This window comes from Rhizobium sp. LjRoot98, from assembly GCF_964252935.1.
GTDB lineage: Bacteria > Pseudomonadota > Alphaproteobacteria > Rhizobiales > Rhizobiaceae > Pararhizobium.
Genome location: NZ_CAXUPW020000002.1, coordinates 374,315 through 400,317, shown reverse-complemented (window position 1 = coordinate 400,317; position 26,003 = coordinate 374,315). Strand labels below are relative to the sequence as shown.

General features: G+C 60.3%; 23 protein-coding genes and 1 pseudogene. 6 read left to right on the top strand and 18 right to left on the bottom strand.

The annotated features are described in order from the left end of the window. Positions 1-363 precede the first annotated feature (363 nt). Positions 364-1,401 carry a LacI family transcriptional regulator gene (locus tag ACSQ3J_RS10480; RefSeq protein ID WP_060511799.1) on the top strand — a complete coding sequence of 346 codons (1,038 nt, stop codon included), beginning with the start codon at positions 364-366 and terminating at the stop codon, positions 1,399-1,401. A gap of 85 nt (positions 1,402-1,486) precedes the next feature. On the opposite strand, the gene gndA is transcribed toward ACSQ3J_RS10480, so the two are convergent. Further along, positions 1,487-2,917, bottom strand: coding sequence for an NADP-dependent phosphogluconate dehydrogenase (gndA, locus tag ACSQ3J_RS10475; RefSeq protein WP_060506237.1), 1,431 nt, complete (start codon positions 2,915-2,917; stop codon positions 1,487-1,489). Between the two features lie 268 nt (positions 2,918-3,185). Here gndA and ACSQ3J_RS10470 point away from each other — a divergent pair, with 268 nt between their 5' ends. From ACSQ3J_RS10470 to ACSQ3J_RS10460, 3 genes are all read left to right on the top strand, one after another. After that, a complete protein-coding gene (locus tag ACSQ3J_RS10470) occupies positions 3,186-3,971 on the top strand; it encodes a helix-turn-helix domain-containing protein (protein WP_156393901.1) in 786 nt (261 codons plus the stop codon). A gap of 72 nt (positions 3,972-4,043) precedes the next feature. Continuing rightward, on the top strand, positions 4,044-4,442 hold the full coding sequence (locus ACSQ3J_RS10465; RefSeq protein ID WP_060506321.1) for a polyketide cyclase: 399 nt from the start codon (positions 4,044-4,046) through the stop codon (positions 4,440-4,442). Between the two features lie 12 nt (positions 4,443-4,454). Further along, positions 4,455-4,805: a VOC family protein gene (locus ACSQ3J_RS10460; RefSeq protein WP_060506320.1), complete on the top strand. Its 351-nt coding sequence runs from the start codon at positions 4,455-4,457 to the stop codon at positions 4,803-4,805. 46 nt (positions 4,806-4,851) lie between these two features. Here the strand turns inward: ACSQ3J_RS10460 and ACSQ3J_RS10455 are convergent, their stop codons facing one another. The 8 genes from ACSQ3J_RS10455 to ACSQ3J_RS10420 all read right to left on the bottom strand — a co-directional run bounded on the left by ACSQ3J_RS10455 (position 4,852) and on the right by ACSQ3J_RS10420 (position 12,529). Beyond that, complete coding sequence (locus ACSQ3J_RS10455; protein ID WP_060506235.1) at positions 4,852-5,565, bottom strand: PAS domain-containing protein; 714 nt, start codon at positions 5,563-5,565, stop codon at positions 4,852-4,854. Between the two features lie 401 nt (positions 5,566-5,966). Next, on the bottom strand, positions 5,967-6,899 hold the full coding sequence (locus ACSQ3J_RS10450; protein WP_060506234.1) for a lipid A biosynthesis lauroyl acyltransferase: 933 nt from the start codon (positions 6,897-6,899) through the stop codon (positions 5,967-5,969). Positions 6,900-6,910: 11 nt separating this feature from the next. Beyond that, positions 6,911-7,939, bottom strand: a complete 1,029-nt coding sequence (locus ACSQ3J_RS10445; protein ID WP_060506233.1) for a zinc-binding dehydrogenase — start codon at positions 7,937-7,939, stop codon at positions 6,911-6,913. Between the two features lie 54 nt (positions 7,940-7,993). Beyond that, entirely contained in the window at positions 7,994-9,277 is a 1,284-nt protein-coding gene (locus ACSQ3J_RS10440) for a beta-ketoacyl-ACP synthase (protein ID WP_060506232.1), read from the bottom strand. A gap of 12 nt (positions 9,278-9,289) precedes the next feature. Next, complete coding sequence (locus ACSQ3J_RS10435) at positions 9,290-10,495, bottom strand: beta-ketoacyl-ACP synthase (RefSeq protein ID WP_060506231.1); 1,206 nt, start codon at positions 10,493-10,495, stop codon at positions 9,290-9,292. Between the two features lie 2 nt (positions 10,496-10,497). Continuing rightward, positions 10,498-10,983 carry a 3-hydroxyacyl-ACP dehydratase FabZ family protein gene (locus ACSQ3J_RS10430; protein WP_060506319.1) on the bottom strand — a complete coding sequence of 162 codons (486 nt, stop codon included), beginning with the start codon at positions 10,981-10,983 and terminating at the stop codon, positions 10,498-10,500. A gap of 224 nt (positions 10,984-11,207) precedes the next feature. Continuing rightward, a complete protein-coding gene (locus tag ACSQ3J_RS10425) occupies positions 11,208-11,492 on the bottom strand; it encodes an acyl carrier protein (protein ID WP_112834592.1) in 285 nt (94 codons plus the stop codon). A gap of 131 nt (positions 11,493-11,623) precedes the next feature. Next, a complete protein-coding gene (locus ACSQ3J_RS10420; protein ID WP_060506230.1) occupies positions 11,624-12,529 on the bottom strand; it encodes a LysR family transcriptional regulator in 906 nt (301 codons plus the stop codon). A gap of 116 nt (positions 12,530-12,645) precedes the next feature. Here ACSQ3J_RS10420 and ACSQ3J_RS10415 point away from each other — a divergent pair, with 116 nt between their 5' ends. After that, positions 12,646-13,671 carry a zinc-dependent alcohol dehydrogenase family protein gene (locus ACSQ3J_RS10415; RefSeq protein ID WP_060506229.1) on the top strand — a complete coding sequence of 342 codons (1,026 nt, stop codon included), beginning with the start codon at positions 12,646-12,648 and terminating at the stop codon, positions 13,669-13,671. A 60-nt stretch (positions 13,672-13,731) separates the two neighbouring features. Here the strand turns inward: ACSQ3J_RS10415 and ACSQ3J_RS10410 are convergent, their stop codons facing one another. The 6 genes and pseudogenes from ACSQ3J_RS10410 to ACSQ3J_RS10385 form a co-directional block, all read right to left on the bottom strand. Further along, positions 13,732-14,160: a L,D-transpeptidase gene (locus ACSQ3J_RS10410; RefSeq protein WP_060506228.1), complete on the bottom strand. Its 429-nt coding sequence runs from the start codon at positions 14,158-14,160 to the stop codon at positions 13,732-13,734. A gap of 144 nt (positions 14,161-14,304) precedes the next feature. Next, positions 14,305-15,288: an adenosylcobinamide-phosphate synthase CbiB gene (gene cbiB / locus ACSQ3J_RS10405; protein WP_060511795.1), complete on the bottom strand. Its 984-nt coding sequence runs from the start codon at positions 15,286-15,288 to the stop codon at positions 14,305-14,307. A 12-nt stretch (positions 15,289-15,300) separates the two neighbouring features. Continuing rightward, positions 15,301-16,305 carry a threonine-phosphate decarboxylase CobD gene (gene cobD, locus ACSQ3J_RS10400; protein ID WP_436039070.1) on the bottom strand — a complete coding sequence of 335 codons (1,005 nt, stop codon included), beginning with the start codon at positions 16,303-16,305 and terminating at the stop codon, positions 15,301-15,303. Beyond that, positions 16,302-17,606, bottom strand: coding sequence for a cobyrinate a,c-diamide synthase (locus ACSQ3J_RS10395; RefSeq protein WP_060506225.1), 1,305 nt, complete (start codon positions 17,604-17,606; stop codon positions 16,302-16,304). The genes cobD and ACSQ3J_RS10395 overlap by 4 nt, the downstream gene beginning before the upstream one ends. Further along, positions 17,603-18,445 (bottom strand): uroporphyrinogen-III C-methyltransferase, encoded by an 843-nt coding sequence (gene cobA, locus ACSQ3J_RS10390; protein WP_060506224.1) that lies wholly within the window; start codon positions 18,443-18,445, stop codon positions 17,603-17,605. Before cobA ends, ACSQ3J_RS10395 begins: the two co-directional genes overlap by 4 nt. 113 nt (positions 18,446-18,558) lie before the next feature. Beyond that, positions 18,559-18,963, bottom strand: a pseudogene (locus tag ACSQ3J_RS10385) (cobalamin biosynthesis protein); the annotation flags it as partial. 336 nt (positions 18,964-19,299) lie between these two features. Here ACSQ3J_RS10385 and ACSQ3J_RS10380 point away from each other — a divergent pair. After that, the gene (locus ACSQ3J_RS10380; protein WP_060506222.1) at positions 19,300-20,085 is read left to right on the top strand and encodes a TSUP family transporter; all 786 of its coding nucleotides are present in this window, start codon (positions 19,300-19,302) and stop codon (positions 20,083-20,085) included. A gap of 20 nt (positions 20,086-20,105) precedes the next feature. Here ACSQ3J_RS10380 and cobO read toward each other — a convergent pair whose 3' ends face one another. The 3 genes from cobO to cobW all read right to left on the bottom strand — a co-directional run bounded on the left by cobO (position 20,106) and on the right by cobW (position 26,000). Continuing rightward, positions 20,106-20,750 carry a cob(I)yrinic acid a,c-diamide adenosyltransferase gene (cobO, locus tag ACSQ3J_RS10375; RefSeq protein ID WP_436039069.1) on the bottom strand — a complete coding sequence of 215 codons (645 nt, stop codon included), beginning with the start codon at positions 20,748-20,750 and terminating at the stop codon, positions 20,106-20,108. A gap of 47 nt (positions 20,751-20,797) precedes the next feature. Then, positions 20,798-24,742 carry a cobaltochelatase subunit CobN gene (gene cobN, locus ACSQ3J_RS10370; RefSeq protein WP_436039068.1) on the bottom strand — a complete coding sequence of 1,315 codons (3,945 nt, stop codon included), beginning with the start codon at positions 24,740-24,742 and terminating at the stop codon, positions 20,798-20,800. 193 nt (positions 24,743-24,935) lie between these two features. Continuing rightward, positions 24,936-26,000: a cobalamin biosynthesis protein CobW gene (cobW, locus tag ACSQ3J_RS10365; protein ID WP_436039067.1), complete on the bottom strand. Its 1,065-nt coding sequence runs from the start codon at positions 25,998-26,000 to the stop codon at positions 24,936-24,938. Positions 26,001-26,003: the final 3 nt, after the last annotated feature.

The following is a 26,003-nucleotide window of genomic DNA, read 5'->3' as shown; positions in this document are numbered from 1 at the left end:
GAAAGACCTGCATCCCTCGCTTTTCTGCGGTGCATTTTTGAACAAAATCGGCAATAAATAGAGATATATGATCCATTATCCGGGTTTTCTTTCCGAACCCGCGGGGAAACATGTCTCGCAAACGCACGGGAAATATGCCGCGGCGCAGGATTCAACCTTTCGGTGAGCTCACATATAAAAACTAAAAAATCGCTCGACAAGACAACTGTATCGTTACAGATTTTGAACAGAGGGGAGAACCGACGCCTGGGTGCCCCTGTGTCATGAATCGTATATAAGGCTGGCGAGCCTGTGGGGGCGACAGCAGGCAGACTCTGCCCCTTGCGGCATAACTGCCTGACTTTGGAAAGCGATGGGCGGGGAATGGACGAAAAACATAAGAGCCGACCGGCCTCGGTGCCGCCTTCGCCGAATGAACGCCCGACCTTGAAGACGATTGCCTTCATGACCGGACTTGGCATCACGACGGTATCCCGGGCGCTGAAGGACGCGCCTGATATTGGCGCCGAGACCAAGGAGCGCGTCCGGCTGGTCGCGGCCCAGGTCGGATATCATCCCAACCGGGCCGGTGTGCGTCTGCGGACGGGAAAAACCAATGTCATCAGCCTGATCCTCAGCCTGGAAGAGGAATTCATCGGTCTGACGAGCCCGATGGTTGTCGGTATTTCTGAAATCCTCGCCGCCACCCAATATCACCTCGTGATCACGCCCTACAGCGCACGGAGCGATCCGCTCGATCCTGTGCGCTATGTACTGGATACCGGAGCGGCAGACGGCGTGATCATTTCGCGGACGGAACCAAAAGATCCACGTGTCGCGTTGATGATGGAGCGCAACTTTCCCTTTGGCACGCATGGCCGCACGGAAATGGGCCACGTCCATCCCTTCCATGACTTCGACAACGAGCGCTTCGCCTACGATGCCGTGCGCATGCTGGTCGAGCGCGGCAGGCGGCGGGTCATGCTGCTACACCCGCCGCCATCGCTGACCTACCATATGCACATGCGCACCGGCTTCGAGCGCGGCCTTCGGGATTTCGGCGCGACATCTGTTCCGTTCAACACGGTCGACCTGGATAACAGCCTGGCGGACATCCGCGCCGCCTGCGAAGCAGTTATGCGTGCGCCCGGTGCGCCCGACGGCGTGATCTCCGGTAGCGGCGGCGGTGCCGTGGCACTGGTCGCCGGGATCGAAGCGGCAGGACTGAAGCTCGCTCGGGACGTCGACATGGTCTCAAAGCAATCGAACGACTTCCTGCAATGGCTAAGGCCGGAGGTCATCACACTCAGGGAAGATTTCAGGCTTGCCGGACGCGAACTGGCAAAAGCGGTGATCGCCCGTATCGAAGGCCAGCCCTCGGCCGAATTGCAGACGCTGAGTTTCCCCGTCCTGCAGAACTGAGCGATCTCAAGACACGACCCAGAAAGCAGAACGGCCGCTGATCAACAGCGGCCGTTCCAGTTTTATCTCTCCGATCGACGGATCATCAGGCGTTGAGGCCGCTGCCCCATGGACCGTGATGGGAATCGGCACCATCGATGCGGTCGAAACCGTGTGCGCCGAAGAAGTCGCGCTGCGCCTGGATGACATTGGCCGTACCGCGGCCGCGGCGGTAGCTGTCGAAATAGCCGAGCGCCGAAGCAAGGGCTGGAACCGGCAGACCGCCGAGAACCGCTGCAGACACGACACGGCGAAGCGCGCCGTCGGTTTCCTTGACCATCGCGGAGAAAGCCGGCGTAACGATCAGATTGGCAACCGTCGGATCCTTGGTGAAGGCCGTGGTGATCTCGTCGAGGAAGACCGAGCGGATGATGCAGCCTGCGCGCCAGATTTTGGCGATCGTTGGCATCGGCAGGTTCCAGTTGAACTCGCGCGAGGCTTCCGCCATGACCGCGAACCCTTGCGCATAAGCGCCGATCTTGGCAGCCAGAAGCGCGCTTTCGAGATCCTTGAGGAAGGCAGCCTTGTCGGCAACCTTGAATTCGCCGACATTCGGCAGACCAAGCACCTTTTCTGCCGCTTCGCGCTCGCCCTTGACTGACGAGATACTGCGGGCCGCAACAGCAGCTTCAATAGCTGTCGCCGGAATGCCCATGTTCTGCGCCTCGATCACCGACCACTTGCCGGTGCCCTTCTGGCCGGCCTTGTCGAGGATGAGATCGACGATCGGCTTGCCGGTGATCGGGTCAGCGGCCTTCAGAACCGTCTCGGTGATCTCGATCAGGTAGGAATTGAGGCGGCCCTTGTTCCATTCGCCAAAGACTTCCCCGATCTCGGTGGCACTCATCTTCAGCCCGTCGCGCAGGATGCCATAGATTTCGGCGATCATCTGCATGTCGGCATATTCGATGCCGTTATGGATGGTCTTGACGAAATGACCTGCACCATTTTCGCCGAGCCAGGCGACGCACGGATCGTTGTTGTATTTTGCAGCGATCGAGGTCAGCACCTTCTCGACACGCTTCCAGGAGTCTTCCTTGCCGCCGACCATGATGGACGGGCCATGACGCGCGCCCTCTTCGCCGCCGGAAACGCCCATGCCGATGAAGGTCAGGCCGCTGTCCTTGAGATTGTCGAAGCGGCGCATCGTGTCGCGGAAATTGGCGTTGCCGGCATCGATCATGATGTCGTTCTTCTCAAGATAGGGCTTGAGCAATTCCATCTGCTGATCGACCGGTTCGCCGGCCTTGATCATGATGATGATCGGCCGCGGCGGGCGGATGGCAGCAACGAACTCCTCGATGGTCTCGCACGGTACGATCTGGCTTTGCAGGCTGCCCGCTTCGGCATAGAATTTCCGCGTTGCCTCGACCGTGCGGTTGAAGACTGCGATCTTGTTGCCCTTTTCGGCAATGTTGAGCGCCAGATTCGATCCCATAACACCAAGACCGATAAGGCCGATTTCTGCCTGTGCCACGTATGTGCCTCCGTTGGACAGTGAAGGTGCCAAAGCCCGGCGGGGCTTGCACACGGCTTCACCAGATTGAACTTGCAGGGAGATTTTTTTCGGCCATGGAGGCCTGAATACGCCCTGCGGATGCTGAGGGAGTTTTGGCATTCAAATCGATTAACGACAAGTGATTGTTGTCAAAAGTGATACTTTTCCGCTGCACTGGAGTAGGTTTGCCGTGCTGACAGGTCGCATCGGGAAATCACCTTTGCCGGGCCGGCCAGGGAGGACATGCGTGAGGATCGGACAAGAAAACATGGCCATCGCCGCGTCTGTGGGGCGCTACAGCGAACAGGCGCCGCCGGCGGCACTCGCGTCGCATTTCCGGTGCACGTGGCTCCATCACCTGCCCGCCGATTTCGACAATGTCGTCGTGGTCGTGCCGGATGGGTGCAGCGATATTCTCTGGTCCAGCCGCGGGCTTTTCGTCGCCGGTCCAGACAGAACCGCAGCCTTCCCGCCGCTACAAGCGGGCGAAACCGTTGTTGGCTTTCGCTTTCAGCCGGGTGCCGCCGCCAGATGGCTAAACCTGTCGATCGCCGAAATCACCGGCGAAACGGTAGCGCTTTCAGATCTGTGGGGAGCCGATGGCCGGGAGCTTCATGAACGCCTGTCGGAAACGGGGTCCACCGTGGAGGGGTTGGCATTGTTGCAAGATTTCCTCACGCAGCGAGCCGCTCAGGTCACAACACCTTCAGACGATACGCTCCACGCCTTCGAATATCTTTCACGCAAGGGCAGAGAACGCCCGCAGACGGTCGAAGCTCTCGCGCGGGCGCTTGGCTATGGCGAACGGACGTTGCGGCGACGCTGCCTCGATCATTTCGGCTACGGGCCCAAGACACTCGGCCGGATTCTGCGTTTCCAACGGTTTCTTTCGCTTTTGAAAGCAAACCAATGGCAGCCAATGTCCATCCTGGCACTTGAGGCAGGCTACGCGGATCAGGCACATATGTGCCGCGAGGTGCAGGCACTGGCCGGTCTGCCCCCTGCCGAAATCCGGCAGCAGCTTGTGGCGTGATTGTCCGTTTTGTTCAATCTTTTCGCGTTCGGCCATCGCATGGTCGCAAGCGGCAAAAAAGGAGAAGGTGGTGTGGCCGTGATGGAAGCGAAAATCATTCATATCAGTATCGAGAGGAATTGGCGCGACGTCTATGCCTACGCGGCCAACCCGGAAAACATGCCATCATGGGCATCCGGTCTTGCCGCCGGGCTGGAGCCGGACGGCGACGAGTGGGTGGCAAGCGGCGCGCTCGGCAATGCCCGCGTCCGCTTCACACCCCGCAACGATCTCGGCGTGCTCGACCACCTCGTCACGCTGGAAACGGGCATCCAGGTCCATAATGCTCTGCGTGTCGTGCCGAACGGCAGCGGCGCGGAAGTCTTGTTCACGCTGCTCAGGCAGCCCGGCATGAGCAAGGAACAATTCGACGGCGATGCCGATTGGGTTAAAAAGGACCTCAACGCATTGAAAGCACAGCTGGAAACATAAGGAATGACCAACATGGGACAGAAGGGAACCGACCGCCAGATCGATAATATCGAGTTCGCGGTGAGGGATATTGCACGCTCGAAGGCATTTTATGGCGCAGCATTCGGCTGGTCATTTACGGACTACGGCCCGCAATATTGCGAATTCACCGATGGGCGGCTGACCGGCGGCCTGACCACGGGAACACCAAAGCCCGGCGGCCCATTGATCATTCTCTATGCCGATGATCTCGCCGAAACCCAGACCAGGCTCGAAGCACAAGGCGCTCGCATCGTCGTCGAGACATTTTCCTTCCCGGGCGGAAGACGCTTCCATTTCCAGGATCCGGACGGTTACGAACTGGCTGTCTGGTCGGACAAGTAACAGTGAAAGACCGGTGAGCGAGGGCAACCACCCTCGCCTTTCGCCATCAGGCCGCGATCGAACGGCGGCGGTCGGCGATTTCCTGCAGCACCAGAATGGCACCGATGACCTTGCCCGTGCCCGACATGCAGGGCGTCATCCGGCAGCGCACCACGACGGTGCGGTTCCCGACATCCTTCGCGAAGGTGTAATCGACCAGCTCACCGGAAAAACACTTGTCGAGATTGGGCTTCACCCGCTGCTCGAAGCGCTGGATGCCGACGAACTCGACGATATGGCGGCCGACGAGGTCCATCGGCCGTTCTTCCAGCCGGGCCGCATTGACGGGGTTGGTATAGAGATAGCGGTAATCCGGCGTGATCACCGCGACACGGTCCGGCAAACAGTCGAGGATCGCTTCATTGAGAAACCCTTCGTCTGCCCGGCCCTTGAGGGCTGCAGCCGTCGGAGGTGGTGACATCCACGGCTTTTCAGCGGCTTCGCTGCCGCCAGCGGAAAAATAACGGTCGGCCAGCGTCTGCAGGACATCGCGTTGGCGCAGCACGCTGGACACATCGTCGGCTTCCTTGCGCAGGAGATCAAGGACGAACTGGAACTGCAGGCGCGCATCAGCGACGGTCTCGGCCTTCTCCTCGTAAATTGTGGTAAGAACCGGCTCGATCTCGCGATCAAGAATGCTGATCAGCAGATCATCACCGGATTTCACCGCATATTGCAGCTGAGAATATTTGAACCAGAAGAGCTCGATCAGTGCCTTCAATTTCCACCCCACTCCCCACTCAATTTTCCGTTTAAGCGTGAAAAGCTCAGGAAAATTGAACGCAATCAAAAAATAAATCGATTGAAGGCGCTATTTTACAAACCCGAAGCGCTTGCAATCGTCCTATAGTAATACCTGAAGTTTACACCCAAAATGATGGTGTTCAACACCTGAAAAATCACCTGAAACGTTTCCGGTGAACTTATTTTAGGCAACCGATATAAAACGCACTGGGCCGCGCAGCGGCTTCTCCCGACACCGGCGGTACTTGCAAGCCATTACTGATCACACGATGCAATCTGCATGCGCCGACAACAGACAGAGACTCAACTGTTCGTATGTACTTGTCACGAAGTTGCGCCGACCGCCAGCTCTACATAGCGGAAAGCGACGCTACATACTCAGTCTTTCAAATGTTTCTTGATGTGCCAGCGATCATGGTACCAGAGCCACTGCCCGGGATACTCGCGCACCCAGCTCTCGACCTTGTCGTTCAGCAACTGTGCTGTCGCATTGACATCGACACCGCCGTCCGGCTTGCGCGGGATTTCAATCGCCGGCTCCAGCTCAAGGCGGAAACGTCCATCAGGCAACCGGATGGAGCGGGCCGGATAGACCTCGCAATTAAACTGCCGCACCAGCTTGGCCAGCAGCGGATTGGTGCGCACATCACGGCCGAAGAATTTTGTCATCAGCCCCTTGCGGAACTTCTGATCAACCAGAACACCGACAGCGCCGCCCGCCTCAAGCTTGCGTGCCAGCGTGAAGGAAGATCCGGCATGCGAGGGAACCAGATTGCCCATGCGCTGCTTGCGGAAATCGAAGACCTTGTCGGCAACATAAGGATTGTTCGGCGGCCGGAACAGCACAGTGACATCCAGCCCGAAGGCAGCACTTGCCACCGGCAAAAGCTCGAAATTACCGGTATGGGCGGTAAAGACGATGAACGGGCGCGGGTTGTCGCGCAGTTCCAGGAACAGCGGGATACCGGACACTTCAATACGGCCAGGCTTCGGGTTTGCCGGATCGAAATCGAAAAGCTCGTCCAAAAATACATATTCTGCGGCAAGCCGGCCAATACTGCCCCAGCTCTCCAGTGCAATAGCCTCGATCTCCGCCTCGCTCTTCTCAGGAAAAGCATTGCGAAGATTGGTCATCGTCAGTTTGTGACGATGCTTCAGTTTCGGCCCAAGCCAGCTTGTGAAGCGGGCAGAGAACTCGATGGCCCCTCTGGCCGGAAACAGCTTGAGCGTTCCCAGCAACAGAAAGACGAACTGGGCGATCGACCACTGGCGAAAACGCTGCGCGGCAAGAACCAGTCGTGTGATCAGCATGCGCACGGTGTTCAGTCCATCCGCAGGATGATTTTACCGAAGACCTGACGTGTTTCCATGCGCTCGAGCGCCTTGTCGATCTCGGTAAAACCGACCTCGGTGTCGATGACGGGGTGAACGAGCCCGCGCGCCATCTTCTGCATGGCGTCGGCCATGTTCTCCATGCGGCAGCCGAAGGAGCCGAGCAGCTTCAACTGCTGCTGGAAAAGCATCATCAGGTTCATTTCGGTGGAAACCCCGGAGGTCGAACCGCAGGTGACAAGACGGCCGCCCCGCTTCAGGACGAACATCGACGCAGCCCACGTGTCCTTGCCGACATGTTCAAAGACGACATCGACGCCCTTCTTCTTGGTCAGCTTGCGGGTCACACCCTCGAAACGGTCCTTACGATAATTGATGACGTGATCGGCGCCGAGCGCCTTGGCCTTCTCGATCTTGTCGTCTGAGCCCACCGTGGTGATGACGGTGCAGCCGATCTTTTTGGCCAGCTGGATGGCTGCCGAGCCGATGCCGGAACCGCCGGCGTGAATGAGGATCGTTTCGCCCGGCTCAAGCTTGGCATTGTCGAACAGCATGTGCTCGACGGTGCCGAAGGTCACCGGCGCGACTGCCGCAGCCACCGCATCGACGCCCGGAGGGGCCGGAACGAGCAGGCGCGCTGGCAGGTTGACCTTTTCCTGGGCAAAGCCATCGAGATGGAAACCATGGACGCCGCCGACATGTTCGCAGAGATTGTCGCGGCCTTCGCGGCACGGACGGCAGAGGCCACAGGTGCGCGCGCCGTAGATCGAAACGAGCTGTCCCGGCAGGACGTTCGACACGCCCGGGCCGATCTGATCGACCACGCCGGACGCTTCAGCGCCGATCACCAGCGGCATCTTGCGCTTGGCAAAAGCCATGCCGCGCCAGCCCCAGACGTCGATATGGTTGAGCGCAACGGCTTTGACGCGGAGCGTGACCTCGCCCGGACCCGGGGCTTCCGGTTCGGGAAGATCGGTGATTTCCAGCTTGCGGTCGTCGACCAGTTGCAAAGCGCGCATGATATAAGTCCTTGAGCCCGAGGCATCCTAGCCTCGAAAAAACATGATGTCCGATTAGGCCGGTTCAGCAGCCATGACAAGGCTGGCGTTCTGGCCGCCGAAGCCGAAGGAGTTCGACAGGACAGCACTAACCTGCGCATCCCGCTTCACGTTCGGTACGACATCGAGAATGATCGACGGATCGGGGTTCTGATGGTTGATCGTCGGTGGAACCGTGCCGGTGAGGATCGTCTGCAGCGAGAACACGGCCTCGACAGCGCCTGCGGCGGTCAAGGTGTGGCCGATCATCGACTTGTTCGACGACACCGGAATGGACGGCAGTGCTTCGCCGAACACCGACAGCATCGCGCCATACTCCATCTTGTCGTTTTCAGGCGTCGATGTGCCATGGGCGTTGATATAGCCGATGTCGCCCTCGTTGAGGCCCGCATCGGCAAGCGCTGCGCGGATCGTCGCAATTGCGGGGCCGCCATCCGGCGAAGACCGTGTGCGGTGGAACGAGTCGGCCTTTTCGCCACAGCCCTTCAGGATGCCGTAGATTTTTGCGCCGCGCGCGACTGCTGCTTCCAGCGATTCCAGCACCAGCGTTGCCGCACCCTCGGCAATGACGAAACCGTCACGATCCTTGGAGAAGGGTTTCGAGGCCCGTTCCGGCGGGTCGTTCTGGGTCGAAAGAGCCGACAGAAGCGCAAAGCGGATCAGCGCCTCGGCGCTGACGGAACCATCGGTAGCGACGGTCAAGGCCCGGTCGGTGCGGCCCTGGCGGATCGCCTCAACTCCAAGCTGGATGGCTGTTGCACCCGATGCGCAGGCGGTCGACAACGTTACCGGCAGTCCGCGTGTTCCGAAACGATCGGACAGGCGCTCGGAAATGGCGCCGAACAATGCCGCCTCGTGAAACACCGGATCCGCGCGGTCACGCATGGCGGCAAGGAAGCGATCATAGGCATCGCCCGGCTTCTGCGACGGCCGCGAACGGTCGGCCAGTTCGAAGCGGGCGCTCCATTCCGGCTCGATGGGCGGCGCAGCCAGGAACAGCGGCCCATTGAAATCGCTGGAAATACCGGCCTGAGCCAAAGCTTCCGCTGTCGTTTCGCGGGCAAAGGCATAGGACCGCTCGACGGCGTTTTCCGCAGGCAAATCAATAAAATCGACGGTTCCGCTGATTCTGGTCGAGAGCCCCTCGGTCGGGAACCGGGTAATCTTGTGAATACCGGAAACGCCTGAGGTCAGCGCCTTCCAGTTGTCCTCGACGCCCTGGCCAAGCGAGGTGATGACCCCCATGCCGGTAACGGCGATCAGCGGGCGGCCGAGATGATCCTTGTAAGCGCTGGTCATATCTGCCGCTCCTTATTCTTCTGCCGAAAGCACGGCGATACCTTCGCCGCGCGCATGGCCGATCGTCGTGACGATGGCCGTCGTTGCTGGCTTTTCCATAAGGGCTTCACCATCCGGGGCGAATGGCGGCACCTTGGCGCCAGCTCCAAGCGAGAGAGCCGCGAAAGCCAGGCCGAGCGGAAACTGTGATTCCAGCGCATGACCGACAAGCCCGCCATAGGCACGCACGGCAGCCTTGGGGAACTGCGCATCGAGAAACGCCTTCTCACGCGCGGCAAGATCCGGAAAACCGGTCGTGCCGGAAAAGACCACGGTGCGCGACGGATCGGCGTCTGCAGAGGGAGCCATCAAATATTGCAGGCGCTGCTCGAGGCGATCCCCGTCGCGGCTACCACGATCTCCACCGACAGAATCGATCGTTGCATAGATGCGGGCGCCGCGTGCCTCAGCATGTTCGCGGGATTCGAGCATCAGGAACGCACCGACCGAACCGGTGATCATGCCGCCGCCGTTTTCCGGCTTGCGCGACCAGATCGGCTGATAACCGCCGAGCGCATGGCCCTGGATCGCTTCGATCAACAGGATCATGTCGAGCCGTTCGGCCGAGAACGCGCCGCCGACCAGTGTATGGGTCGACTGTCCGGCCTTGATGCGGGCAAAGGCGGTTTCGATCGCCGAAATGCCAGCACCCTCTTCACCCATAAAGGTGCGCGAAGAGCCCGTGACCTTATGGACGATGGAGATGTTGCCGGCCATCAGATTGGAAAGCTGGGCCAAAAACAGTGTCGGGCGCAGTTCCGTCGTCAGCTTCTCGTTGAGCAACTGTTCGCGGTCATTGCGCTTCAGGGCCTCATCGACGATCAGCGAATCGACATTGATGTCGCGCTCCCCGCCCCCGGCTGCCACGATCATGTCCATGCTGCCGCAAGCGTCCAGGTCATCCTTGAAACCGGCATCGTCCAGCGCCAGACCGGCACTGAAGACGCCAAGGCGCTGCCAGTTTTCCATCTGCCGCTGGTCGCCACGCTTGGAAATCTGCTGAGACCAGTCGATTTCCGGAAGCGGATGCACCGGATACGGCGCGAAGCGTTCCGTCTCGACACGGACGGCCGGAGTTTCCGCAGCAGTCAGAAGCGCGGTATGCACTTCAGTGCCCACACCCTGGCTGGTGACGATGCCGACACCGGTGATCACAACATCATTGGCGGATTTGCTCATCGTCATTCCCCCGTCGCGGCTGAAGCCGCTATTGCAGCCATCAAGCCCACCTCTTCGGCACGCTTCTTGACGATCGGGCCGAGCGGCACCTGATCGAACGGCATGGTCCGCAGTTTCAGCTGTGCATCGCAGACCTTCTTGCCCTGCGAGGTGATTTTTGCCTTCACGACGGCAAAGCCGGACCCGTCATGTTCGAGGAAGGCTTCGATATCGAGTACGGCTTCCGGCTCGACAAAGGTGCGCATCTTGGCGCTATCGACCGACATCAGGAACGGCATGGCGGCGAAATCCGTGGCGGCGAGCACCAGAAAACCGCAGGCCTGCGCCATCGTCTCGATCAAAAGAACACCGGGGACCAGCGGGTAACCCGGAAAATGACCCTCGAAAACAGGGCTCTTTGCCGGAACCACAGAACGCGCCGTCAGCGTCTTGGCGTTAAGATCAACCGTCTCGACCCGATCGATCATCTGAAAATATTCAAGGAGCATCAGGAGCAAATCCAGCTTGGCCCAGAGCACGGCGCTTTGGGAAACAGCGCCCGAACACTCCGGATTTCAAATCCGCATGACCCCGCCCGAACAGGTCCGGTATCGCGATCATGCGACCGTCAAGTAAAAACGCAAATGCCGCCTGTCAAGCGCGGTCCACGCGACAGGCGGCATTGCTATCACTCATGCACGTGTTCGCGCGTGTCAAACGCGCGATATCGTCATCAGCCCTTGGCGGCCTTCAGTTCGTCGATCTTGGCGCAGAGGTTCTTCAGGACGAAATATTCTTCCGTCGAAACCTTGCCTTCGTTGACTTCCTGCGTCCACTGCTCAAGCGGGATCTTGATGCCGAATTCCTTGTCGATCGCAAAGACGATGTCGAGGAAGTCCAGGCTGTCAATGCCGAGATCGTCAATGGTGTGGCTTTCCGGCGTAATCGTCTCCCGGTCGATTTCGCTCGTTTCCGCAATGATGTCGGCAACCTTGTCGAATGTAGCTGTCACGCGCATACCTCTTTAGAATACATGTTTTGGCGAACCTATAGGTAAATACGGCTGAAAAGCCAATGGCCTTGGGCGCAAGAGTTGCATTTATGGCGGCGGTGTTGCCCAAACATCAAGCCAAGCCCGCAATACCGGCCTCAAAGGCCCGTTGCAGCCGGGAGATCAGCAGCCAAAGCATCGATCGCCAGCCTGACGCGCAACGGCAGATGCGGGGTCTGCGGCCAGACCGCATGGCAATCGAATGACAGGCGGCGCTCATTGGCAAAAAGCCGGACAAGACTGCCGTCGCGGAGCCTGTCCTGAACGAGCCAGCAGGGCAGCCAGACGAGCCCGAGCCCGGAAACCCCGGCATCGGCAATCATCTCCAAATCATCGAAACGCATGCGCGAAGGCGGCAGGACTTCAGCGTCCGGGCCGCCGTCGACCGGAAAGAGCCAGGAGCGGATGTAGCCGGAGCGGGCATAGAGGATCGCATGGTGATCCCGCAACTCCTCCCGGGTTCCTGGCGCGCCGTGGATACGCAGATAATCCGGCGAGGCGCAGACGGTCATACGCTGGTACGCCAGCCGCCGCGCCATCAGCCCCGGCCATTCGCCGAGCGGACCGTTGCGGATGGCAAGATCAAATCCGTCTTCCAGGATATCGACCCGGCTATCAGTGAAATTCAGATCGAGCTCCAGCTTCGGATGCTCGCTGGCAAGTTTCAGCAGGATGGGCGCAACGCAGCGGCGGCCGAACAGCACGGGCATGGAAACCCGCAATCGTCCCGCCACTTCCTTGCGTCCTGATTCGAGCATGGCCTCGCCTTCCCGCAACTCCTCGAGCGCCCGCAGGCAGCGTTCGTAAAACGCCTGGCCATCCTCCGTTACCGTCTGGCTGCGCGTGGTGCGATGGAACAGCCGGGCGCCGAGCCGCTCTTCCAGCCGGGCAATCGTCTTGCCGACCGCTGAGCGCGACAGGTTGAGCCTCTGGGCGGCGGCGGAAAAACTCGCCGCCTCCACCGCCTCGACGAAGACGGAAACGCCAGTCAAACGATCACTCATATCTTTTGTAGCCCTCAAGGAACCAATACGTGGAAATCATATCGCCACTGGAGAACGAAACGCAATGCTAGCGTCATCTCATCGCTTGAACCAACCAAGAAAGCAGGAGACGAAACATGACGGCAACGATGAGGCGCTGGTCGATGCAGGCAATCGGCCGCGACAATCTGAAATTTGAGACGGTGGCAGTCCCCGAGCCGGAACCCGGCGAAATCCGCGTCAAGGTTTCAGCGGCGTCACTCAATTATCGCGACAAGCTGGTAATCGAAACAGGCATGGGGCTAACCCTTCCGACGCCATTCGTGCCTGCCTCCGACATGGCAGGCGTTGTCGATGCGGTCGGATCGGGTGTCACGCGCTTCAAGCCCGGCGACCGGGTGATGTCTACCTTCAAGCCGGACTGGATCGACGCCGGGGATAACGGCAATGCCCGCGTGCCGGCCTATAAGACGCTGGGTGGCGCCTATCAGGGCGTGCTGGCCGATTATGTGGTGTTTCCGGATGACTGGTTTGCCGCGTCGCCGCACAGTCTTGACGATGCAGAGGCAAGTACCCTGCCGGTTGCCGGGTTGACCGCCTGGTTCGCATTGGCCGAACTCGGCAAGCTCAGGGCCGGATCGACCGTGCTTGTCCAGGGTACGGGCGGCGTCGCCCTGTTCGGGGTTCAGATTGCCAAAGCACATGGCGCCAATGTCATCATCACCTCGCGTAGCGACGAAAAACTTGAGCGGGCAAAAGCGCTCGGTGCTGATCATGGCGTCAACAGCAGCAAGGAGGACTGGGTTGAGGCCGTCTACAGGCTCACCGGCGATGAAGGCGCCCACCATATTCTGGAAATCGCTGGCGGCCCCAACCTCGGGCAATCGATCCGTGCCGTTGCCGTGCATGGGAGAATTTCGGTCATCGGCGTTTTCGAGGGTTTCGACGTTGCCGGACCGGCAGGGCCACTGCTGCTGAAATCGCCCATCATCCAAGGGATCAGCGTCGGCCACCGGCGGTCTCTTGAAGATTTCGCCCGCGCCATCGATCAGACCGGGATCAAGCCGGTCATCGATGCCCGCTATCCGCTGGAAGACTTGCACCTTGCCCTCGACCACCTTGACCGCGGCGCCTTCGGCAAGATCGTTATCGACCTGAATTGAGGCTGAAAACAGCTCTGGGGCTGGCATCCCTGCCAGTCCCGGAACGACGGCCTTTGCCGGTCAGCGGGTAACGACGATCTTGGTATTCTTCAAGCCATACTCGCTAGCCAGCGCGAAGAACTCGGCGGCATTTTCCGGATGCAGGCGGATACAGCCATGCGAAGCCGGACGGCCGAGGCGCTTCACGTCAAAGGTCGCGTGCACCGCATAGCCACCGTTGAAAAACACCGCATAAGGCATCGGCGCATTGTCATATTTGCGCGAGCGATGATCTCTCGAAAGCCATTTGGCGCTCCAGCTGCCCTGCGGCGTCACATAGCCTTTGCGCGCGGTAGAAACCTTCCAGCGATACCGTACGAAACCATTCTGCGAGACAGTCATGGTTTGAGAAGAAAGGCTGATCCTTGCAACAAGATTGGCAGCGAAGGCAGACGGCGAATGAAACTGCATCAATAAGAGTGCCAAAGAGGCGACGAAGAATTTACGCATGAAAAATCCTCTCCGTAATACGAATTTTTACTGGCGTCCCAACACGAGACAAACTTTACAGCCTTTGCAATGATAGACGTTTAAGACAATTGGAAAATTCGGCGTTAACGAGGGCGGATGGTTTTTTGAATCCGAGTAACGCGCTTAGACTATACTGCCGACCAGGGCTGCAATCACCGCCAAAACTGCAAGTGACGCGCAGGCACCGTAGAATATGGAAACGCCGGTCTCGACATCGGCTACCGTTGCAACCGCCCGGCCGGCTCCGTTGATCATCGGCTCATTGACCAGCGTACCAGCATAGATCCTCGGGCCTGCCAGCTGCACATCGAGTGCCCCCGCCATCGCGGCTTCCGGCCAGCCGGAGTTGGGCGAACGATGCAGTCCGTGGTCACGCAGTGCAATGCCGATGGCATTGCGGGCGGCGCGCCGTCCCTTGGCCAAGACTGCGCCAGCCGCGATCAGCAGGATCGACAACCGCGCTGCCGGGATGTTGGCGAGATCGTCGAAACGCGCCGAAGCCCAGCCGAAATGCAGATATTTCGGGCTCTTGTGACCGATCATGGAATCGGCGGTGTTGAGCATCTTGTAGGCCAGCAAGCCGGGCAGGCCGAGCAGTGCATACCAGAAGGCCGGGGCAACAACGCCGTCGGAAAAATTCTCCGCCAGACTTTCGATGGCGGCGCGGCATACGGCCGGTTCGTTAAGTGTCTCGGGATCACGCCCGACGATCATCGACACCGCTTTGCGGCCACCCTCCAGCCCACCGGTGCGAAGACCCGTGGCCACCCGCGACACGTGGTCGGCGAGACTTTTTTGCGCCAAGAACACCGCGACAACGATTATTTCGAGCAACCAGCCGAAAATCCCGATCTGCATGAACAGCTTGTGCAGCAGCCAGCCGCAAAAAAGGCTCCACAGCAACAACACGGCAATGACCAGAACACCGCTGATCCGCAGAGCCTCCTCGCCTAGGCGCTTGCGGTTGAAGGTCCGGTCGCACCAGCCGATCATTGCGCCAAATAGAACGACAGGGTGCGGAAGACGGCGCCAGAGCCAATCAGGGTCGCCAACGACCCGGTCAAGCAGAAGAGCGGCGATCAGGGCAAGCAGAATTCCGGTCGACATCGAAAAGTCCGTTCAGGCGAGGTGCACACTGCTCAAGGCATCCGCCAAACGTGTATCGCCTGCCGCATCCGGTGCAAGTCCAATCCTGAGCCACGATGGCGCATAGCCGAATTTTCGCGTCAGAACCCGCCCCTGGCAGAGATGTTCATGCAGTTCCGGCGCGCGTTGGTGCTCCACCAGGGTGAAAAGCGGCGTGCCGCCGATGATCGTCAGCCCGGCTTGCCGCAAGACAGAATCGAGGCCCTGCTTGCGCGCCGAAATCTGCGATCGAACCGGCTGTGTGTCGCCATCCATCAGGTCTGCCGCCACCACCAGTGCCGGTCCTGATACGGCCCAAGGGCCAAGCCATTCCTGAAATGCCGACAGAATCGGTTCCGCCGCAATGACGAAACCAAGCCGCAGCCCTGCCAAGCCGAAGAATTTGCCGAAGGAGCGGAAGACAATGAGATTATCGTTACTTGCGGCCTGCGCGGCGACGCTCAGATGCGGTTCGGTATCGCCAAAAGCCTCATCGACAAGCAGCAACCCGCCATAAGCTTTCATCTGCTGTGCCATGCCTGCGATATCAGCAGGCAGGACAGCGCGTCCGGTCGGGTTGTTGGGATTGACCAGCACCACCAGCCCATGATCCGGCGTCACCTGAGCGGGCGTCGAGATTTCATCGACCGCAAAACCGGCACTGACGAAAGCACGCGCATATTCGCCATAGGTCGGTCCGAAAATGGCGATGCGCCTGCCCGGCGCAACAAGGCGCGGCAGCAGCTGAATAACCGATTGTGTGCCGGGAACAGGAAGCGGCAGGATATCGCTGCTACGATAATAGCGGGCAGCCGCATTGCGCGCGCGGTCCACCAGATGACGGTCCGGCAGCCTGTGCCAGGCATGGATCGGGATGTCGGGCAGCATCACAGGATTGGGATTGATGCCGGTCGACAGGTCCAGCCAGTCCTGCGGGTTGCCACCAAACGACGCCGCCGCCTCGGTAATACCGCCGCCATGCACGATCGGCGCGGTCATGCAGAGCAGGCCATGTCGATGAGATGCATGAAGGAGCCCGCAACCTGCCCTCGCCGCAGTCCGGCGGGTCCAAGCGGCTCCCCGGCGGCGTCAGCCGTATCGAACAGCCGGTCGGCAGCGCCCTCCGACAGGATCGTGGCATAGTGAAATTCATGCGCCATCAGTGGACCATCGAAAAAACTGGCATCGAGCGGAGTGATCCGCCGGTAACCCAGATGCCGCTTGCGTTCGGCAAAGCTGGTTTCGAGCGGTAGAAAACCGAGCATTTCGTAGCGCTTGCCATCGGCAGCGACAAGCCCCTCACCCAGCATCATGTAGCCGCCGCATTCGCCGAAAATCCGGGCGCCTCGATCCCGGGCCGCTGTCATGCCCGATTTGAACTGCCCTGCATCGGACAATACCCCGGCATGAAGCTCGGGATAGCCGCCCGGCAGATAAACGGCATCGGCATCATCTGCAGGCACCTCGTTGGCGAGCGGCGAGAAGAATGTCAGCTTGGCACCGGCACGCTGCCAGCCGGACAGGAGATGTTCGTAAGAGAATGCAAAGGCAATATCGCGGGCGATGGCGATTTTCCGGCCGAGCGGTTTCAGCGGTGAAACTTGCGCAGCCCTCTGTCGCGGAGATTCTGACCTGGTCAGTGACAGGATCGCATCCAGATCACAGCCCTTTTCGATCTGCATTGCGGCATGGTCGATGAATACATCCAGTCCACCATGCTCCCCGGCTTGTACGAGACCGAGATGACGTTCTGGCAGCTTCAGAGCATTATCCTGCCGCAAAACGCCAAGAACCGGCATGCCGATGGTATCCACCGCATTGCGCAGCATCATTTCATGACGGTCGCTGCCAACCTTGTTGAGGATGACCCCGGCCACATGGACATCGTCGCGATGGGACGCATAGCCGCGCACGAGAGCAGCCACCGACTGCGACATGCGGGCGCAATCGACCACCAGAACAACCGGAAGACCAAGCAGCGACGCCAGATCGGCGGGCGAACCAGTCCCGTCGACCGCCCCATCGAACAGCCCCATCATGGCCTCGACAATCAACACATCGCCATCAGCAGCCTGCATGGCAGCATTGGCACGCAACAGATCCGGACGCATGGCCCAAGGATCGTAATTGAAGCAGGCTCTGCCGCTTGCGGCCGCATGGAAGGCCGGATCAATGTAATCCGGCCCGGCCTTGCCGGGAGCCACGGCGATACCGCGATCGCGCAATGCCCGCATCAGTCCGAGCGTCACCGTCGTCTTACCGGAGCCGGACGATGGCGCCGCAATCAGCAGACCGCTCATGCCGGGTCCTTGAAAGCCCGGCTCGACAGCGGATCGGATGTCAGAACCCGGCCGCCCAATGCGCCCAGCCAGTCGAGCGACGCACGCAGGCGCACCACTTCGCCGATGACGACGATGGCGGGCGGCTCCAGTCCGGACGCGATCATATCGGCCTCGGCGCGCGCCAGCGTCGTTTCCAGCACCGTTTGCTCGGGTGTAGCGGCGTTGCAAACAAAAGCGACTGGCTCGTCCGGCGAACGCCCGGCAGACATCAGATTGGCGGCGATCTGGCCGATATGCTTCATCGCCATATACATGACGATCACAGGAGAACCTTTGGCGATCCCTTCCCAGTGGATGCGGTCAGGAACGAGCCCGGAGGAATCATGGCCCGTGAGGAATGTCACGGCGTGATTGACCTCGCGATGCGTCACCGGGATACCGGCATAGGCGAGCCCGCCGATACCGGCGGTAATGCCCGGCACGATACGGAATGGAATGCCGTGTTCGACCAGCGTCAGCGCCTCCTCGCCGCCACGCCCGAAGACGAAGGGATCGCCGCCCTTCAGCCGCAGCACGCGCTTGCCCTGCCGAGCCAACTCGACCAGCCGCAGCGAAATATCGCGCTGCTTCGGCGATGGCTTGCCACCGCGCTTTCCGGCAAATTCGAGAACGGCGCCCGACTTTGCCAGGCTCAGGCAATCAGCATTGACAAGCGCATCATGGACGATGACATCGGCCTGACGCAGCGCATTGGCAGCATGCAGCGTCAAGAGACCGGGATCACCGGGACCCGCGCCGACCAGCCAGACCGAGCCCGGCGCAAGTTCGGGCAGACCGGAAAACAATGGATTGGTCATGGCGCCACTCCTGATGCCGCAGACATGAGGCGCAGTGAACCGGCAGGTGAAGATATGGAATCACTTTGCCGGCATCCGGCAGCAACATCCTGATCTGATTCAGAAAATACCCTACGCGCAATTGCTGCTGTTGCATGAGGCGACTTGATCTTCGGGACGATCAGCGCGCCGGACGGGCCCGCCGCAGCAAGGGCGGCTGCCTCCGCAACGCCGTGACAACCCGTTAGGGAAAAGACGATCTCCGACGGGTTCTGTAGCCGCGCGGTCTGAGCCTCCAGCGTTCCGGCATCGAAGACAACAAAGGGAACGGAAAAATGCCGGGCGGCGGCAATCATCGCCGGTTCCGCCACACGGCTATCCAGCGAGGCAATACCGGTAAGCTCATGCCGATCGATGCCGGCGACCGCCAGAGCCTCCTCGGCAAGCCGGATCACTTCGTCGCATGGCGTGCCACGCTCGCAGCCAAGGCCAAGCACGAGTGGCCGATGAACTGGCTGATCGCCGATATCCAGATGCATCACAAGACGGGCCTCCCGAGCCGCACAATCAAGATGCGCCGGGGCCTTCGATAACCAAAGGCTATCGAAGCGGTCTGGACAGCACCGGATGAAGCCCCCTGACTGGGTCGGCCGCACCGGACGCTTTTTCAGCCCACCGTGATGGGCACCGTCGCACGTGCCTCCTGTTTACCGGAGCCCACCTGCCCGGTCAAACCGGATTGCGTCATTCGAAGAGCCGGGAGCGTCACGATTCGAAATGCTCCGGCTTGTTGGAGGCAACTGTCAGGCATTCTTTGCTTTTCCGGGCAACCTCTGACAAACAAGGCTGAATTGCCCATCTCTCACGAGTCTCCCGTGCACGATCTTGTTCCCCAGCTCCTCGTCTTTTTGTTCGCCGCTGCCTTTCTCGCCGGGTTTATCGATTCGATCGCCGGCGGCGGCGGCATGATCACCATCCCCGCCATGCTGATTGCCGGCATTCCGCCGCTCGAAACATTGGGGACCAATAAACTGCAGTCGCTGTTCGGTTCCGGCTCGGCAAGCATCGCCTATGCCCGGCATGGCCATGTCAATCTGCGTGAACAAATGCCGATGGCAGCGATGTCTGCGCTCGGAGCAGCGGTGGGAGCGATCCTTGCAACCGTGGTGCCGGGCGACGTATTGAAGGCCGTCCTGCCGTTCCTGCTCGTTGCAATCGCCCTTTACTTCGCCGTCAAGCCAAGCCTTGGCGACGCCGACAAGGCGCAGAGGATGACACCCTTCCTGTTTTCGATGACGCTGGTTCCAGCAATCGGCTTTTACGACGGCGTCTTCGGGCCGGGCACGGGTTCTTTTTTCATGCTCGCCTTCATTGCCCTTGCAGGATTCGGCGTCTTGAAGGCGACTGCGCATACGAAGTTCCTCAACTTCGGCTCCAACATCGGCGCTTTCATCGTCTTCTGGCTATACGGGGTGATCCTCTGGAAGGTCGGCCTTTTGATGGGGGTCGGCCAGTTTGCCGGCGCTCAGGTCGGGTCGCGCTTCGCCATGAAGAACGGCGCCAGAATCATCAAGCCACTTCTCGTCATCACTTGCATCGCGCTGGCGATCAAGCTTCTGGCCGATCCGGGCCATCCGGTCCGGATCTGGCTTGGCTGGTAAGCGCTCATGAGTAGAGCCGCCTAGAACTCGACGCCGACCTGCGCCTTGATACCGGAACGGAATGGATGCTTGATCAGTTCCATTTCGGTGACGAGATCGGCAGCCTCGATCAGCTCTTCCTTGGCATTGCGGCCGGTCAAGACGACGTGGGTCATGTGCGGCTTTTCTTCCTTCAGGAATCGCACAACTTCGGCGACATCGATATAATCATAGCGCAGCGCGATGTTGATCTCGTCGAGCAGAACCATGGAATTACGCTCGTCGCGGATCAGTTCCTTGGCCTTTTCCCACGCCTTTTCGGCCATGGCGATATCGCGCGAACGGTCCTGCGTTTCCCAGGTAAAGCCTTCACCGAGCGTATAGAACTGGCAGACATCGCCAAAATGTTTTTCGATGAGGTCACGCTCGCCGGTTTCCCAGGCACCCTTGATGAACTGCACGACCGCTGACGGCATGCCATGGGCGATATGGCGGAAGATCATCCCGAAACCGGCCGTCGACTTGCCCTTGCCCTTGCCGGTATTGACAATGATCAAGCCCTTCTGGTCCGTCTTCGTCGCCATGATCTTTTCGCGCGCCGTCTTCTTTTTCGCCATCTTCATCGCATGGCGTGCCTCGTCTTGGACGGGGCCTGTCTCCGTTGTCTGTACGTCGTCTTCACTCATGGTCTGTCCTCTCCGAATTCATTCGTTCTTTCATTGGTGAAACGCCGTTATTCCGCCGCCGCCGAAAGGCCTTGCAGTTCGAACCGGGCGGAGTTCGAACGGGGCGACCAGAGGCCGCGATCGATCGCCTCCATCAGCTTGTCGGTCATTTCGCGCAACGCATCCGGGTTCTTGTCCTCCATGAACTGGCGGACGCGCTCGTCCATCACATAGGCCTGGTAGACGGCCTCGAAATGATGGCTGCGGACAGCGCCTGTCGTTGCGGCAAAGGCAAACATGTAATCGACCGTCGCGGCGATTTCGAAGGCGCCCTTGTAGCCGTGGCGCATGACGCCATCGATCCATTTCGGATTGACGACGCGGCCGCGCACCACCCGGCCGATCTCTTCTTCCAGTGAACGGATCACCGGCTTTTCCGGGCGCGAATGGTCGTTGTGGTAGATCGTCGGGCGCGTGCCGGCCATCTGCTCGACAGCCAGGCTCATGCCGCCTTCGAACTGGTAATAATCGTCACTGTCGAGCAGATCATGCTCGCGGTTGTCCTGGTTCTGGACGACGGCCTCGACGGTCTTCAGCCGCGCTTCCAGGAGCCCGCGCTCGGCCTTGCCGTCTTCCCCGGCGCCATAGGCATAGCTTCCCCAGGTGAGATAGGCGTCGGCGAGATCGGCGCGGTTATTCCAGCCGCCCTCGTCCATCAGCGCCTGCAATCCGGCACCATAAGCGCCAGGCTTCGCGCCGAAGACCCGGTAAGAGGCACGCCGTGACGCATCCTTCGCGGAGACACCGGCAGCTTCCAGCCGTTTGGTTTCCGCCCGCATGCGAGCGGCAATCATGTTGTCGGCATCGTCCTCCTCGAGCGCACCGACGGCGCGGATCGCCGTATCGAACAGCGCGATCTGCTCTGGAAAGGCATCACGGAAAAAGCCGGAAATCCGCAAGGTGACATCGACACGCGGACGGCGGAGCATCGCCTGCGGCACGATCTCGTAGCCGGTGACGCGGCGCGACGCCATGTCCCAGACCGGTTTGGTGCCGATCAGCGCCATCGCCTGGGCAATATCGTCGCCGCCGGTGCGCATGTTCGAAGTGCCCCAGGCAGTGAGGCCAAACGATGTCGGCCAGTCGCCATGATCCTGCAGGTAACGGCGGATCAACAGTTCCGCCGATTTCTTGCCCAACTCGAATGCCGCCGGCGTCGGTACGGCGCGGCTGTCGACCGAATAGAAATTGCGCCCCGTCGGTAGCACGTCCGGACGCCCGCGCGTCGGCGCGCCGGAGGGACCGGGCGCGACGAAACGGCCATCCAAGCCGGTCATCAGTGCAGCAATTTCGGCGGCGCCGGATTGGGTAATCGAAGGTTTGAGGCGGGTTTCGATTTCCTCCAGGACAGCACGAGTGGCGCTCCAGTCGTCAGGGCAAACCAATTCGCCGGAGACGAATTTGGCGGCCAGCAACTCGACACGCTCGACGGTGTCGCCAGCGGTGCGCCACGGGGCGTCGGATACTTCAGCGAGGATCGCCGGTTTCGAGCCTCCCCACGGATCGGAAAGGACGCAATCGAGCGGGTCGAAAGAAAAGATCCCTTCCCCAACCTCTCCCCACAGGGGGGAGGGACTGATCTGCGGCACGTCCGCCTGCCTATCTCCAACCTTTGTAGACGAAGCAGCAGCGGTGTCCAGAACACTGGGTCTATGGGATCCGAAACCGAGCGCCGGGTTAAGTCCCTCCCCCTTGTGGGGAGGGGTTGGGGAGGGGTTTCTTCCAAAAGCATCCGCCGCAATCGCCCGCTGCAGACTCTGGTCACCGCCCTCGCCCAACCCGCGCGGAACACGGGCCAAAGCAACCGTCAGATCCGTCAGCAGCCGCCCTTCCGGCGCCACGCCAAAAACATGCAGCCCGTCGCGGATTTGCAGCTCCTTGAGGTCGCAGAGGTAGGCGTCGAGCTTTTCGAGCGCCTTGTCCTCACCGTCTGTACGAGCAATGCCGGCATCCTGGTCGAGGCCGATATCGCGGACAAGCTCAAGGATTTGCTTGCTGAGCAACCGCAGACGCCGCGGGTCTCCGCCAGCCGCATCATAATATTCGTCGACCAACGCTTCGAGATCTTTCAGCGGGCCATAGGATTCGGCCCGCGTCAGCGGTGGCGTCAGGTGATCGATGATGACGGCGCTGGTGCGGCGCTTGGCCTGCGTGCCCTCGCCCGGATCGTTGACGATGAAGGGATAGAGATGCGGCATAGGGCCGAACACCGCTTCCGGATAGCAGCTTTCCGACAGCGCCAGCGATTTGCCCGGCAGCCATTCAAGATTGCCATGCTTCCCCATATGGACGATGGCATGAGCACCGTATTCGCGGCGGAGATACGCGTAGAAAGCCAGATATCCATGCGGCGGCACGAGGTCCGGCGAATGATAGGTTTCCTTCAGATCGATATTGTAGCCGCGGGCCGGCTGGATACCGACCAGCGTTTGCCCAAAACGCGTCAGCGGCAACGCAAATTGGCCATCCCGGAAGAAAGGATCATCCTGCGGACTTCCCCATCGCTTAGCAACCTCGCTTTGAATCTGGATGGGAAGAGACGCGAAGAAGGCGTTGTATTGACTCAAGGAAAGCGTTTCGCGGATTTCGCAATCGACCCGCGCCGAATTGGTTGGCCCGTCCATCAGATACCGGATCAAGGCGTCGCCATCGGCGGGAACCGAATCGATGGCGTAACCGGCAGCAGCCATCGCCTTCATGACTTCGATCGTGCCAGCCGGCGTATCGAGACCAACGCCGTTGCCAAGCCGCCCATCCCTGTTGGGATAGTTCGCCATGATGATCGCCACGCGGCGCTCAGACGGCGCGGCGCGGCGCAATCTCGCCCAATTCGCCGCAAGTTTGGCGGCAAAGGCGACGCGGTCTGCCAGAGGCTCGTGCCCGACAATGTTGGCCTCGACATCCGTGTCGTAAACCGCCGCAGCCTTGAAGGAGACGGCCCGCGACAGAATACGGCCGTCCACTTCGGGCAACGCCACGTTCATCGCCAAGTCCCGTGCCATCAGACCCTGTGGCGAGGCCTCCCAGGCAGAACGGGAGGACCCGGAAAAGATCACCTGGAGAACCGGTGCATCGGAAAACTCCAGCACGGTCGGCTTGCGGTCAGCGCCGGGCGCGGAAACAGCAAAACCAGTGGCATTCATCACCACCGCCGGCGGCACCTCGCCAAAGATCGCCTGCAAGGTGCCGATCGACACCGCATCCTTGAGACTGGATACGAACACCGGCAAAACGGTCATGCCTTTGGCGCAAAGCGCCGTGATCAGGGCCTCGACGGGTTTGGTCTCGCCGCTTTGAACCAGTGCGCGGTAAAAGCATAGAGCGACGGTGGAGCCGGCTGGCGATTGAGAAGCGATATCCGGGACAAACCCGGCCGCCGCTTTCCAAGCCTCAACCCCGATCACCCCCTGCCCCGGCCACCAGATCCCCGCCTTCATCAGCGGAGCGGCGGGTTCCGGCTTTTCCAAGCCGCCGATCAACGCCTCGGCATAGCCAAGCAGCCGGACCATGTTGCCGGCACCACCCTCGGTGAAATAGGCCCACATCCGGTTGCGGTCTTCGGCGGAAATGGTCGAAAAAGGCTCCAACCCCGGGTCAGGCTTGTCATCGCCGGGCAGTACGGCAATCTGGAATTTATGAGTAACAGCCGCCGCATGCAGCGCCTCCAGCACATAGTGGAAATAGCTGGCGCCGCCGAGCGGGCGAACGATGATCAGCTTGGCATGGCGCGCAGTGCGTTCGACATAGGTATCGACCGACATCGGGTGCTTGAGCGTCAGGAGGCTCGCGACCCTGAGGCTCGCCTTTGCCCCACGTGTGCGATGCGCACCGGCAATCGAGGAAAGCTCGGTATCGGCAGCCGAAAGGAACAGGATATCGGCCGGCGACTGGCCAAGATCGATCGCTTCCTCGCCGTCGGTGATCGTGCCCTTCTGGGCTAGGAGGAGATGCATGGTATTCCCCGAGGGCCGCAATACCCCCCTCTGTCACTGCGTGACATCTCCCCCACAAGGGGGGAGATCGGGGCCGAGCGGCGCCGAAACGCTTGCACCAAGAGGTTTGAGCGCGAGGCAGCCACTGTTGATCTCCCCCCTTGTGGGGGAGATGTCCGGCAGGACAGAGGGGGGTACGCCGCGCTCACCATTATCAAACCGCCGCTGTGATCGCAGCCCGCACGGCCGCTTCATTCATATCATGCAGACCGATGACGACCAGGCGGGTGCGGCGCACTTCGCCGGCTGCCCACGGGCGGTCGAAATACTGATCGATACGGGCGCCGACGCCCTGGATCAGCAGGCGCATCGGTTTGCCGGGGATATCGGCAAAGCCTTTCAGACGCAGTACGTCGTGCTCGGCAATGATGGGCTTGAGTTTTTCGATGAATACGGCCGGATCGGTGATCGAACCAAGTTCGACGACAAAACTGTCGAATTCGTCGTGATCATGCTCTTCGCCGGCCTCGTGTTCCATCTCATGATGGGACTTGCGGTTGGCGAGGTCGTTTTCGGTGCCGACACCGAGGCCGAGCAGGACAGCGGCCGAAACCTCGCCGTTCTTTGCCTCGATCATCGCAGGCTTGCGGCTGGTGCGCGATGAAACTTCGTTGCGGACAAAGGCAAGGCCGGTCGAATCGAGCAGGTCGGTTTTGTTGAGAATGATCAGGTCGGCCGCGGTCAGCTGATCTTCGAACAGTTCTTCGATCGGGCTTTCATGATCGAGATTGTCGTCGTTGACGCGCAGCGCATCGACCTTGTCGTGGTCGTCGGCAAAACGCCCGGCGGCAACGGCAGCGCTGTCCACCACGGTAACGACACCGTCGACCGTGACTTCGCTGCGGATATCCGGCCAGTTGAAAGCGGCGATCAGCGGCTGCGGCAGCGCCAGGCCGGACGTCTCGATGACGATATGGTCCGGGCGATTTTCACGCTCAAGCAGCTTGGTCATCGTCGGGATGAAATCATCGGCGACGGTGCAGCAGATGCAGCCGTTGGTCAGCTCGATGATATCGTCCTCGCTGCAGGCTTCGGCGCCGCAGCCCTTCAGCACCTCGCCATCGACGCCGAGATCGCCGAACTCGTTGATGATCAGCGCGATGCGGCGTCCTTCCGCATTCTGCAGGATGTTGCGGATCATCGTCGTCTTGCCGGCGCCGAGGAAGCCGGTGATGACGGTGGCAGGAATCTTGCCGTGGGCGGCTTTTTCATTGGTCATGGA

Excerpts from the sequence above, each read along its gene's own strand:
- ACSQ3J_RS10420 (WP_060506230.1), bottom strand. The coding sequence starts at position 12,529 with ATGAGTGATCGTTTGACTGGCGTTTCCGTCTTCGTCGAGGCGGTGGAG.
- ACSQ3J_RS10435 (WP_060506231.1), bottom strand. The coding sequence starts at position 10,495 with ATGAGCAAATCCGCCAATGATGTTGTGATCACCGGTGTCGGCATCGTC.
- ACSQ3J_RS10450 (WP_060506234.1), bottom strand. The coding sequence starts at position 6,899 with ATGCTGATCACACGACTGGTTCTTGCCGCGCAGCGTTTTCGCCAGTGG.
- cobA (WP_060506224.1), bottom strand. The coding sequence starts at position 18,445 with ATGACCAATCCATTGTTTTCCGGTCTGCCCGAACTTGCGCCGGGCTCG.
- ACSQ3J_RS10445 (WP_060506233.1), bottom strand. The coding sequence starts at position 7,939 with ATGCGCGCTTTGCAACTGGTCGACGACCGCAAGCTGGAAATCACCGAT.
- ACSQ3J_RS10460 (WP_060506320.1), top strand. The coding sequence starts at position 4,455 with ATGGGACAGAAGGGAACCGACCGCCAGATCGATAATATCGAGTTCGCG.
- cbiB (WP_060511795.1), bottom strand. The coding sequence starts at position 15,288 with ATGTCGACCGGAATTCTGCTTGCCCTGATCGCCGCTCTTCTGCTTGAC.
- cobD (WP_436039070.1), bottom strand. The coding sequence starts at position 16,305 with ATGACCGCGCCGATCGTGCATGGCGGCGGTATTACCGAGGCGGCGGCG.
- cobW (WP_436039067.1), bottom strand. The coding sequence starts at position 26,000 with ATGACCAATGAAAAAGCCGCCCACGGCAAGATTCCTGCCACCGTCATC.
- ACSQ3J_RS10410 (WP_060506228.1), bottom strand. The coding sequence starts at position 14,160 with ATGCGTAAATTCTTCGTCGCCTCTTTGGCACTCTTATTGATGCAGTTT.
- ACSQ3J_RS10395 (WP_060506225.1), bottom strand. The coding sequence starts at position 17,606 with ATGAGCGGTCTGCTGATTGCGGCGCCATCGTCCGGCTCCGGTAAGACG.
- ACSQ3J_RS10480 (WP_060511799.1), top strand. The coding sequence starts at position 364 with ATGGACGAAAAACATAAGAGCCGACCGGCCTCGGTGCCGCCTTCGCCG.
- ACSQ3J_RS10415 (WP_060506229.1), top strand. The coding sequence starts at position 12,646 with ATGACGGCAACGATGAGGCGCTGGTCGATGCAGGCAATCGGCCGCGAC.
- ACSQ3J_RS10430 (WP_060506319.1), bottom strand. The coding sequence starts at position 10,983 with ATGCTCCTTGAATATTTTCAGATGATCGATCGGGTCGAGACGGTTGAT.
- ACSQ3J_RS10425 (WP_112834592.1), bottom strand. The coding sequence starts at position 11,492 with ATGCGCGTGACAGCTACATTCGACAAGGTTGCCGACATCATTGCGGAA.
- cobO (WP_436039069.1), bottom strand. The coding sequence starts at position 20,750 with ATGAGTGAAGACGACGTACAGACAACGGAGACAGGCCCCGTCCAAGAC.
- ACSQ3J_RS10440 (WP_060506232.1), bottom strand. The coding sequence starts at position 9,277 with ATGACCAGCGCTTACAAGGATCATCTCGGCCGCCCGCTGATCGCCGTT.
- cobN (WP_436039068.1), bottom strand. The coding sequence starts at position 24,742 with ATGCATCTCCTCCTAGCCCAGAAGGGCACGATCACCGACGGCGAGGAA.